The organism is Luteolibacter sp. (genome assembly GCF_058122085.1).
This window is the reverse complement of record NZ_JBIKBQ010000030.1, coordinates 23591-33693: the sequence shown is the minus strand read 5'-3', so window position 1 is coordinate 33693 and position 10103 is coordinate 23591. Positions and strand designations below refer to the sequence as shown.

Annotated in this window: 11 protein-coding genes; 4 read left to right on the top strand and 7 right to left on the bottom strand. The window is 60.6% G+C overall.

The features are described from left to right. Positions 1-317: 317 nt before the first annotated feature. A complete protein-coding gene (locus tag AC4DF4_RS06390; RefSeq protein WP_490047279.1) occupies positions 318-2231 on the top strand; it encodes an acyltransferase family protein in 1914 nt (637 codons plus the stop codon). A 104-nt stretch (positions 2232-2335) separates the two neighbouring features. After that, positions 2336-3391, top strand: a complete 1056-nt coding sequence (locus AC4DF4_RS06385; protein ID WP_490047278.1) for a class I SAM-dependent methyltransferase — start codon at positions 2336-2338, stop codon at positions 3389-3391. Between the two features lie 461 nt (positions 3392-3852). Here the strand turns inward: AC4DF4_RS06385 and AC4DF4_RS06380 are convergent, their stop codons facing one another. The 4 genes from AC4DF4_RS06380 to AC4DF4_RS06365 are packed head-to-tail and all read right to left on the bottom strand — an operon-like array spanning position 3853 to position 5647. Next, positions 3853-4266: a type II toxin-antitoxin system VapC family toxin gene (locus AC4DF4_RS06380; protein WP_490047277.1), complete on the bottom strand. Its 414-nt coding sequence runs from the start codon at positions 4264-4266 to the stop codon at positions 3853-3855. A gap of 6 nt (positions 4267-4272) precedes the next feature. Continuing rightward, complete coding sequence (locus AC4DF4_RS06375; protein ID WP_490047276.1) at positions 4273-4530, bottom strand: type II toxin-antitoxin system Phd/YefM family antitoxin; 258 nt, start codon at positions 4528-4530, stop codon at positions 4273-4275. A 32-nt stretch (positions 4531-4562) separates the two neighbouring features. Further along, positions 4563-4748 carry a hypothetical protein gene (locus AC4DF4_RS06370; RefSeq protein ID WP_490047275.1) on the bottom strand — a complete coding sequence of 62 codons (186 nt, stop codon included), beginning with the start codon at positions 4746-4748 and terminating at the stop codon, positions 4563-4565. 20 nt (positions 4749-4768) lie between these two features. Continuing rightward, positions 4769-5647: a DUF72 domain-containing protein gene (locus tag AC4DF4_RS06365; protein ID WP_490047274.1), complete on the bottom strand. Its 879-nt coding sequence runs from the start codon at positions 5645-5647 to the stop codon at positions 4769-4771. A 151-nt stretch (positions 5648-5798) separates the two neighbouring features. On the opposite strand from AC4DF4_RS06365, the gene lpxA reads away from it, so the two are divergent. Continuing rightward, a complete protein-coding gene (gene lpxA / locus AC4DF4_RS06360) occupies positions 5799-6572 on the top strand; it encodes an acyl-ACP--UDP-N-acetylglucosamine O-acyltransferase (RefSeq protein ID WP_490047273.1) in 774 nt (257 codons plus the stop codon). Here lpxA and AC4DF4_RS06355 read toward each other — a convergent pair. Together AC4DF4_RS06355 and AC4DF4_RS06350 are read right to left on the bottom strand one after the other, a co-directional pair. Next, positions 6562-6735: a hypothetical protein gene (locus AC4DF4_RS06355; protein WP_490047272.1), complete on the bottom strand. Its 174-nt coding sequence runs from the start codon at positions 6733-6735 to the stop codon at positions 6562-6564. The genes lpxA and AC4DF4_RS06355 overlap by 11 nt on opposite strands. Before the next feature lie 56 nt (positions 6736-6791). Beyond that, positions 6792-6941, bottom strand: coding sequence for a hypothetical protein (locus tag AC4DF4_RS06350; protein ID WP_490047271.1), 150 nt, complete (start codon positions 6939-6941; stop codon positions 6792-6794). Between AC4DF4_RS06350 and leuA the strand changes: the two genes are divergently transcribed. Beyond that, on the top strand, positions 6936-8618 hold the full coding sequence (gene leuA / locus AC4DF4_RS06345; RefSeq protein ID WP_490047270.1) for a 2-isopropylmalate synthase: 1683 nt from the start codon (positions 6936-6938) through the stop codon (positions 8616-8618). The genes AC4DF4_RS06350 and leuA overlap by 6 nt on opposite strands. Positions 8619-8622: 4 nt before the next feature. Here the strand turns inward: leuA and AC4DF4_RS06340 are convergent, their stop codons facing one another. Next, complete coding sequence (locus AC4DF4_RS06340) at positions 8623-10008, bottom strand: efflux transporter outer membrane subunit (protein ID WP_490047269.1); 1386 nt, start codon at positions 10006-10008, stop codon at positions 8623-8625. Positions 10009-10103 lie beyond the last annotated feature (95 nt).

Below are 10103 nucleotides of genomic sequence, written 5' to 3'. Positions count from 1 at the left end.
AACAATGCGACCGCACGCATGATGCCGGAGGCCTTGCCGCTCTTTTGATCGCGGAGGGCTTCGAGTTCATGGCGTTCGGATTTCGATAACTTGATTCGGTGTAATTTGGCGGGCACCTGTCCAATTGTACACATCCTCAAAATCGTACAATTTTAAAATTCACTAACCGACAAATAAAATTTTACGCGACACTAGGATATTCTGCCAAATGGTATCAGCCGCGCTGGCAGCGAGCCGCTGGTGCGGAAAATCCTGGCGCGGTTCACCCCATGAGCCAAGTTACCGCCTATCGCCCGGACATCGACGGACTGTGAGCCATCGCGGTTCTCGGAGTGCTGCTCTACCACATTGATCAAGGGTGGGTGAGCGGCGGGTTTGTGGGAGTGGACGTGTTTTTCGTGATCTCCGGATTTCTAATCACCTCGCTGTTGGTTCGGGATCTGGAGTCAGGGGAATTCTCGATCACCCATTTCTATGAGAGGCGCATCCGGCGGATTCTGCCAGCCATGTTCTTCATGATCGTGGCGTGCTGTGCGGTGGCTTGGTTCATTCTGCTGCCGGATGATCTGAAATCGTTCGCGAAGTCGGCGGAATACGCGGCGATCTCGCTTCCCAACCTTTATTTCCTCAAGGAAACCCGGGATTATTTCAGTCCGGAGGTTTCACGGCTGCCCTTGCTCCATACGTGGTCGCTGGGCGTGGAGGAACAGTTCTACCTCGTGTTTCCGGTGGTCCTGACGGTTCTCTTCCGCTTTTCGGGAAAACCGGGCATCCGGCTGGGAGTGGTCACCACGATTTTGATCATTTCATTTGCGGCGGCCTGTGTGGCCGTGCCGGGTCATCCGCAGGAGGCTTTCTTCCTGCTGCCCTACCGAGCATGGGAATTGATGCTGGGCGCATGGCTCGCGATGGTGAAACCGCGGCGGACGAGCCTCTGCTGGCACCACGCGGGAGGATTCGCCGGCTTGGCTCTGGTATTGGGAACGATGGCGATCCACACGGAACAAACCCCGTTTCCCGAACTGGCCGCGCTCCCGCCGTGCATGGGTGCGGGCCTGCTGATCCTATCCGGTTCTGATCCGCGCTCCGTGACGGCCCGCTTGTTATCCTGGAGGCCGCTGGTTTTCATCGGGCTGATTTCCTATTCGGTCTATCTCTGGCACTGGCCCTTGCTGGTCTTTGCGGGTCACGGTGGCATCCGGGATTTCATGCCGAACGCCGGCTTGTTTTTCGGCAGCCTGTTGATTGGAGCCATGTCCTGGCGTTTCATCGAGCAACCCTTCCGCAAGCCGGGTTCCCGCACCCGTCGCCGCGGGGTGTTCGCCGCATGGGCGGCTTCCTGCCTGCTGCTCATCGGCTACTGGCAAGTGGCGATGGGCACCGACGGGTTTTCCAAGCGCTATTCAACGGAGGTGTTGGAGGTTCTGGAATTCAAGAATTGGGCGACGGCGTATCGCGGCAATGCGGCGAAAACTTACCGACCCGAGAAGGCTCCGATCTACGGCGCGCCCGGCGTGTCCCCGGACATCGCGGTCTGGGGCGATAGCCATGCGCGGGCATTTCTTCCAGTCTTGGATTCGATGGCGAGGAAACGCGGCCGCGCGCTCCGGCACTTCGGCATGAATGGCGTGCCGCCGGTCGTGGGAGCCACCCCGATGGATGTCAGGGAGCCGGCGAAGGTTGCCCGCTATACGGCTGAGACGCTTGAAATGCTGGCCGCTGATCCTTCCATCAAAACGGTCATTCTCGTCTCGAAATGGAACCTTCCGGATCAAACCAAGCGGGGCGGTGGAGGCGGATCCACGTTCTCGTTTCACGAGCGCTCGCTCGGGAATCGCCGTGAAATGGAGTCATATTACGCCGCCAGAATCCAAGAAACCATTCGACGCCTGCTGGCCGCCGGGAAAAAGGTGACGATCATCGAACCGGTGCCAGTGGCACCGTTCAACGTGCCTGACGAATTTGCCAGAATCCTGCACGCGCGCCGCCTGCCCGAGCCATCCGTCATCGCTCCGGATGACGCCGGCCAAAGCCGGCTCGTTCTTGATGTCTTTGATCGTCTTGGTCCGTCAGGCACCATCCTCAGGATCATTCCCGCGGAAAAACTCGTTGACCACGGTCGGCTGCTTCTCTGGCTGGAGGGCGAACCCCTCTACGCCGACCAACATCACTTGAGTCGCGCCGGAGTCTTCTATCTCGAGGATCTTCTCGACAAAGCGTTCAAGCTCTGAGGCGAGACTGCTCGCGTTGGCGCCGCACAGATAATCCTTGGCACGGAGACACAACTAATTAACTTGCCGCTGCAGTAAAGACCCGACCCCAAGCCCTTACGGAAATGTTCCAGAAAATCACCAGCACCGATTTCAACCGATACCCCGGCATCTTCAGAACGTCCGCCTCCATGATGCAGGCGCTGCATGGCGCGGACATGCATGGGGGCCGATTGAAGATTCTTTCGTTCGGTTGTTCCGAGGGCCATGAGATGCAAAGTATCAGGTGCCATTTTCCGGAAGCGCGGATTTTCGGCTGCGACGTCAACAAGGCGGTTCTGCACATGGCGAAAAAAGCCGTTTCCAATGACCGCCTGTCCCATGTGTTTCTCAGCAACGAGGACAACATCATTGCAAACGGCCCCTACGACCTTGTCTTCGCGATGTCGGTTTTCTGCCAATACCCCGAGAGCAAGAAGCTCTCCAACATCCAGGGCTTATACCCGTTCTCTTTATTTCAAAAACTCGTGGGCACGCTCTGCGAGAACCTGGTCCCGGGCGGTCTGTTCTGCCTGATGAACAGCAATTATCTGTTCCGCCACACCAGCATGGCTCCCCGTTTCCGCGCGATTCGCTCCCCGCTCCAGGGTGGCAATGGATTCATCGACAAGTTCGATCAAAACGGCGACCGTCTGACCACCAGCTTCGGAAGCAAGCGCTTGTATTCCCACCGGCGAGAGGGCGCAGGCATCGATGACGATGATCTGATCGATTGCATGTATCAATTGATTCCAGACGGCGATCTCACCGCACCGCAAGAACCACGGCTCATCGGTGACGAGCCGACGGGCGTGGATCTTCTCGGCGAGGAAATCCAATTCGCAGGTGAATGTCTGACGCGGGCCATCGAGGAAAAGCGGGCGGCGATGAGTTTGGTGGGCCGCTTCGGCGTGGATGCCCGCGGCTGCTGCTGGGAAAAACGCTGGTGGCGGCGCAGCACGCTGGATGGCGCGGTCATCGAAATGCCGCCGTTTTGGCGCAAGGTGGAGGAGAATCACGGGCTCGAAAAGGCACTCTGGCAGCAGCAGACAAAATCCCTGAATGCCTATCTATCGAAGGGAGGGACGCTGTCTCAGCGGATCCGGAGCAAGGTATTCGGATGCCTCGGCCTCCGTGACTGATCCGGAACCCGGCCCTCTAGCGAGATTCGCCACCGGGACGCTTCGGATCGGGCTGGAAGACGATGTTGAAACACGCCCGGTCCGCAGTGGTGGCGGGAATCGAATACGTTCCGTCTCTGGGGTCCCCGCATTGTAACATTTAAATCTGATGGATTTCCTCCGGACATCCTGTTGAGCTCCCTGTAAGCGGTTAATCGGCGGCCACGGTCGAAAGTTACCAGTCCCGACTAACAAGCATTGAATAGGATCGTTGCTCACGGATTAACCATGTCTGCCTGAATCTGTCCCCCAGTGACGAGGTGGGTGGAGGGGTTGGCGGAGTGAATGAACGAGCGCGGTTCGGCGATGGGACGCTGTGGGGTAAAAGCTGGGATTCTGAAACGCTGAAATTCAAGAGGCGGCGGACGAAGCGCGGGAACTGGCGGGAGAAGTGCCGTTTTGAGAAGGCTGGAAATTGGATTTCATTGCCTCCAAGGATTGAAAATCTTCACATCCGCAGGAAAATCAGCGGTGTTGCGCGTGACCACGGTGAGTTGATGCACTAGCGCGGTCGCAGCAATGAGACTATCCATCACGTCCATATTGAACCCTATCGCCTCGTGCTTGGCGTAAAGTTTCCCCCAAGACTTCAGGGTCATAGTATCAAGCCCTAGAATTTGCTCGGTGAAGTCGCTTTCCAATCCATCCGCCCACCGGACAAGCGCTCGTTTCCGCTTGCCTTCCGGCAAGCGATGAAGCCCTTTCCAAATCTCGCCCAATGACACGCTGGAAAGGAAGCATTCGTGAGCATGGGCTTCGATCCATGCCAGCACCATTGCTTCGGGATGCTTGGCGGTGGCCTCACAAACCACATTGGTGTCCAACAGGTATTTCATACGCCATCACTCGAAATTGACTTTCCGGGCGATCTGTTTCGGACGCTTGCCAAGAAGCGGCGCCAGATCCTCCGGACATGCGCGCAATGCAGCGGCCAATGACTTCCGGGGAGCCAGGCTCCGCTGGTACTCCTCTGCCGAAATGATCACCACTGCCGGTTTCCCATGCTTGGTCACCGTCTGTGCACCCTTTGAGATCACCGTTTCCACGAGTTCACTAAAGTGGCTTTTGGCCTCCTGCAATTGCCATACACGTGTCTGCATGGGAGGACCATGGCACCGGAGTTCTGACCCGTCTAGTCAGAATCTCGCCCGATGAAGTCGACCAAGGTGGACTCGGTGCGCTCGCGCAGCAGGAGCTGGAGAAAGAGAGACTGAAAGCGGAGGCCGGGCGGCGGGCGGCGGAAGTGGAGGAACTGGCTGGCGAGGTGCCGTTTTGAAATGGAGTCGAGGACTTCAGTCCGTGGCGGGTTGGGAATCAAAGACGGACTGAAGTCCTGGACTACGTTTGAAGAAGCCCGAAGCGCTTGCCGAGCGAGATGGCGTCGAAGGGGGCGTGGGTTTTCACGTCGTTGTCGAAGTAAGTGAAAACGTCGCGGCCTTGCTTGCGGGCGGGCGGCGGGGGAGTGAGGAGTTTGGCGTTTTCCGGCGTGCCGCCTTCCGACCAGCGGCGGATTTTGCGGGCCCATTCGTCGAGCGCCGGCTCGGTGTAACCGCTGGCGTAAAGCTCCTCCGCGCCGTGGAGCCGGATGTAGATGAAATCCGCGGTGACGTCCTCGATGAGCGGCCATTTTCCCGCGGTGTCGGCGACGACCATGGCGATGTCATGCTCGCGGAGCAGCGAGATGAATTCCGGCTGCTCGAACGACGGGTGCCGGACTTCGAGCGCGTGGCGGATGGCGAGGTCCGCGGATGGCTTGAGCGCGGCGCGGGATCGCAGTTTTTGATCGTGGGAGCGGGCGAGCACGGAGGCGGCAGCGGTGTCGCGGGGGAGCAGCTGGAAGAAGTTTTCCAGCCGTGACCGATCGTATTGGAAATTCGGCGGCAGTTGCCAGAGGACGGGGCCGAGCTTTTTCCCGAGCTCCAGGACGCCCGAGGCGAAGAAGTTGGCGAGCGGCGTTTTGGGCTCCCTGAGCCGGGTGAGATGGGTGATGAAGCGGCTGCCTTTGAGCGAGAAAACAAAGTCGTCCGGCGTGGCCTGATGCCAGGTGCGGAAGCTCGACGGCCGCTGCAAGCCGTAGAATGTCCCGTTGACCTCGATCGAGTTCACCTGCCGCGAGGCGAATTCCAGCTCGCGGTCGTGGGGGAGGCCGGCCGGGTAGAAATCGCCGCGCCACGGCGGGTAGGTCCAGCCCGAGATTCCGATGCGGATTTCCATCATTTGGCACGCTCCTGGTGAAGTGATCCGGTTGGGCAATATCCACCTGCGGCGGGGATTTTCCAAGGGTGAAACTGACCGTTTTCCACTCAAGAGGAGGCAACCGGAGAAAAAAACCTCGTCATTTCGGCACTCATTCGCAGACATTTCGGGGGTGATCCACCCAACCGCCATCGTTTCACCGCTCGCCTCGCTGGGGCGGAATGTCCGCATCGGGCCGTATTGCATCATCGGCGCGAACGTCGAGCTCGGCGATGATTGCGTGCTGCACTCGCACGTCGTCCTCGAAGGGCATTCGAAATTCGGCCGCGGCAACGAGTTTTTCCCCTTCGCCGCGATCGGCGGCAAGACCCAGGATTTGAAATACGTGGGCGATCCGACGTATCTGGAAGTCGGCGATCACAACGTGTTCCGGGAAAACTGCACCGTCCACCGCGGCACCCACGAGAGCCTGCCGACGCGGATCGGCTCGAACAACCTGCTGCTCTGCTACTCGCACGTGGCGCATGACTGCCAGCTTGGCGACCACATCATTCTATCCAATTCCGTTGGCATCGCGGGCCACATCGTCATTGAGGATTACGCGATCGTCTCCGGGGTGGCGGCGGTGCACCAGTTCTGCCGGATCGGCAAACACTCGATCATCGGCGGCTGCTCGAAGGTGGTGCAGGACGTGCCACCGTTCATGATCGTGGACGGAAATCCGGCGAGCACCCGCGGAGTCAATCTCATCGGCCTGCAGCGCCGGGGTTTTGCCGAGGACGACATCAAGGCGATCAAGTCCGCCTACAAGAAGCTGTTCCTGAAAAAGGACGGCAACCTGGCCACCTCGCTCAGCTCGCTCAAGGCGACCCATGCCGCGGACACGCCGCAGGTCGCTTATTTGCTCCAATTCATCGAAAGCTCCGAGCGCGGCGTCACCCGTTGAAGTGGAGGTGAGCCGCAATGTCTTTGGCCTCCTTCGCGGCTTCAGCATTGATCGCGGGCGGGGTTTCCAGCAATCGCTCAACATTCGCAGCCTCCTCGGCGCTCGTCGGCCAGTTGGAATCCTCCTCCATCTCGCGCTCCGGCTCAATGGAGGCCGCCTTCATCTCCGCCGCTTGTTTCTTGGATGTTAACTGAATTTTCATCGAAGCACACTGCCACATCATCCGGGGATTTTCAAATCATGAATTGAATCCTCGGCCAGGTCGTGGCTCTCCGCTGGGTTGGCGGTTTGACTTTTTCTTTTCTTCACTTTTGTTCCCTCGCCCGCGCATTCTGTGGCGAGCCCCTTTTCCACGTCTTTCCAATGCATCCGACTTCGCTCTCGAAATACCGGCCCTTCCCGGCCGTTTCCCTGCCCGACCGCACCTGGCCGGACCAGACGCTGACGCACGCGCCCGAGTGGTGCTCCGTCGATCTCCGTGATGGCAACCAGGCGCTGCCGCAGCCGATGTCGATCGATGAAAAACTCGATTTCTTCGACCTGCTCGTGCGGGTCGGCTTCAAGCAGATCGAGGTCGGCTTCCCGTCGGCCGCGGACACGGAATTCAATTTCCTGCGCCGCCTGATCGATGAAAACCGCATCCCGGAAGACGTCACGATCCAGGTGCTGGTGCAAACCCGCGAGCCGCTGATCCGCCGGACCTTCGAGGCCATCGACGGCGCGAAGCGGGCGATCGTCCACATTTACAACTCGACCTCGCCGCTCCAGCGGCGGGTGACGTTCGGCGACGCGTCGCGCGAGTCGATCAAACAGATCGCCATCGACGGCGCGGAGCTGGTGAAAAAGCTGGTGCCGAGCGTGCCGCGCACGGAGGTGGTTTTGCAATATTCGCCCGAGTCGTTTTCCGACACCGAGCTGGATTTCGCCTTGGAGTGCTGCAACGCGGTGATCGACGTCTGGCAGCCGACGCCGGAGAAAAAAATGATCATCAACCTGCCGGACACCGTCCAGTGGACCACGCCTAACATCCACGCCGACATGATCGAGTGGATGTGCCGGAATTTGGCGAAGCGGGATTCCGTGCTCGTTTCCCTGCACACCCACAACGACCGCGGCACCGGCGTGGCCGCCACCGAGCTCGGCCTGATGGCTGGCGCGGACCGCGTGGAAGGCACGCTTTTCGGCAACGGCGAGCGGACCGGAAATCTCGACATCGTCACCGTCGCGCTGAACTTGAACAGCCACGGCGTGGAGACGGGACTGAATTTCTCCGACCTGCAATCGATCCGCACGGTTTACGAGCGGGTGACGCGGCTGAGCGTGCCAGAGCGCCAGCCGTATGCGGGCGAGCTCGTTTTCACCGCCTTCTCCGGCTCGCACCAGGACGCGATTAAAAAAGGCCTCGACCGCCGCACCCGCGAGCTCGCCGCGGACGCGTCCACCCCGTGGGGCGTGCCGTATCTAACGATCGATCCGCAGGACATCGGCCGCTCGTATGAGGCGATCATCCGGATTAACTCGCAGTCGGGAAAAGGCGGCGTCGCCTATGTGCTCGACCGCGAGCACGGCTTCGATTTGCCGAAGTCGATGCACCCGCAAGTCGGCAAGCGCATTTACGACCTCGCCGACGAATATGGCCGCGAGCTTTCGACCGATGAAATCCGCGAGGCGTTCTTCGAGGAGTTCGTGAACATTTCCACGCCGCTGGATCTCATCGATTACGAGCTCATCCACCAAACCGGCGAGCGCGGCTTGGTCCAGTGCAAGGCGAGCATCCTCATCGACGGCGAGAAGAAGGCCATCGAAGGCTTCGGCAACGGCCCGATCAACGCTTTCGTCCACGCGCTGGAAGGAGCCGGGCTCAAGGATTTCAAAGTCACCGATTACCGCTCGCACGCGGTGCGCGGCGGCTCGGACGCGAGCGCCGCGGCTTACGTCCAGGTCCAGCACGACGACGGCCGCCTGCTGTGGGGCGCGGGGGTCGATCCGTCGATCGAAATGGCCGGACTCAAGGCGCTGGTCTCCGCCTGGAACCTGCTGCGTTAGTCTGTTATTTCCAGCCGCCGCCGAGGGCGCGGTAGGCTTGGACGACGGCCCTCAGGCGGTTGCTGCGGGAGTCCGCCAAGTCGAGCTCGGCGGTGAAGAGCTCGCGCTCGGCGTCGAGCACTTCCAGATAGCTGGAGGCACCGCCTTGGAAGCGGTCGAGGGCGATGGTGGCGACGCTTTTCTGCGAGGCGACCAGCTTGGTCCCCTCGGCGATGATCTCGCCGGTTTTCTGGTAGGCGTTCAGCGAGTCGGCTGCTTCCTGGAAGGCGAGCTGGACGGATTTTTGATAGGCGGCGAGCGATTCCTTGGCGCGGGCTTGCGCGACTTTCACGCGGGATTTGCCGGCACCGGCATCGAAGATGGGGCCGGCGAGCTGCGGCCCGATGGAATAGGCGCCGGAGCTTTTTTCGAGCAGATTGCTCAGGTCGCTGCTGATGAAACCGCCTTGGCCGGTGAGCGAGAGACTGGGGAAGCGGAGGGCTTCGGCGACTCCGATCTGGGCGGTGGCGGCTTGGAAATCCTGGTTGGCGGCGGAGACGTCCGGGCGGCGTGCTATCAGCGACGAGGGCAGTCCGCCGCGGATACCGAGGGCGGAATCCAAGCTGTTGAGGCTGCCGCCGCGGGTGATGCCGCCGGGGTATTCGCCGAGCAGCGAGCGGATTTCATTTTCCTTGGCGGCGATGGCCTGCTCGGTGGTCGGGATGGTGATTTGCGCCTGGGAGAGCAAGGCCTCGGCCTGGCCGACTTCGAGATCCGAGCTGATGCCGCCGTCCCTGCGGGCGGTGACAAGCTCGAGCGAGCCCTTGCGGCTTTCCACGGTGCGGCGGGAAATCGCGAGGCGTTCATCGAGGTTTTTGAGGTCGATGTAGGCGCTGGCGACGGAGGCGACGAGCGAGGTCTGGACGCCGTCGCGCTGGGATTCGGTGGACAATAAGTTAGCGCGGGCGGCCTGGTTGTTGCGACGGATGCCGCCCCAGAGATCGGCTTCCCAACTCAGGAAACCGGTCAGGCCGTAGGATTCCGACGAGCGGTCGCCGGTGAAAGTGGTGGAGCCGGCATTTCTCGAACTATAATTCGTGGCGGCGTCGGCGCTGCCGTCAAGCCGTGGAAACCAGGCGGCGCGGGAGATTTCGGCCTGGGCGCGGGCGGCTTCGATGCGGTAAGTGGCGGCGACGAGGTCCGGGTTGTTTTGGAGGGCGCGGGCGATCAGGGTGCTCAGCGTGGAGTCGGTGAAAACCTTGCGCCACGCCTTGTCGCCAAAGGAAATGCCGTGCGGCGCGACGTCGCCGCGGATGGAGGAGGGCAGCGCGGTTTCCGGCGAGCCGGGCTCCGGACCGAGGACGCAGGAGCTGATGAGAACCACGCTAGGCAGGATGAAAATCGGGCGCATTGGAATCGGTGGAATGTTGCTTGGGTGCCGCAGTGCCGCGCGAGTTTGTCTCAAGCGACAGGCCGAGGCTAGCAACATTCTCAGGATCGGGGCGA

What these genes read in the sequence shown, in the direction of transcription:
- leuA (WP_490047270.1), top strand. Translation starts at nt 6,936, where the DNA reads ATGCATCCGACTTCGCTCTCGAAATACCGGCCCTTCCCGGCCGTTTCC.
- AC4DF4_RS06355 (WP_490047272.1), bottom strand. Translation starts at nt 6,735, where the DNA reads ATGAAGGCGGCCTCCATTGAGCCGGAGCGCGAGATGGAGGAGGATTCC.
- AC4DF4_RS06380 (WP_490047277.1), bottom strand. Translation starts at nt 4,266, where the DNA reads ATGAAATACCTGTTGGACACCAATGTGGTTTGTGAGGCCACCGCCAAG.
- AC4DF4_RS06385 (WP_490047278.1), top strand. Translation starts at nt 2,336, where the DNA reads ATGTTCCAGAAAATCACCAGCACCGATTTCAACCGATACCCCGGCATC.
- AC4DF4_RS06365 (WP_490047274.1), bottom strand. Translation starts at nt 5,647, where the DNA reads ATGATGGAAATCCGCATCGGAATCTCGGGCTGGACCTACCCGCCGTGG.
- AC4DF4_RS06375 (WP_490047276.1), bottom strand. Translation starts at nt 4,530, where the DNA reads ATGCAGACACGTGTATGGCAATTGCAGGAGGCCAAAAGCCACTTTAGT.
- AC4DF4_RS06350 (WP_490047271.1), bottom strand. Translation starts at nt 6,941, where the DNA reads ATGCATTGGAAAGACGTGGAAAAGGGGCTCGCCACAGAATGCGCGGGC.
- AC4DF4_RS06340 (WP_490047269.1), bottom strand. Translation starts at nt 10,008, where the DNA reads ATGCGCCCGATTTTCATCCTGCCTAGCGTGGTTCTCATCAGCTCCTGC.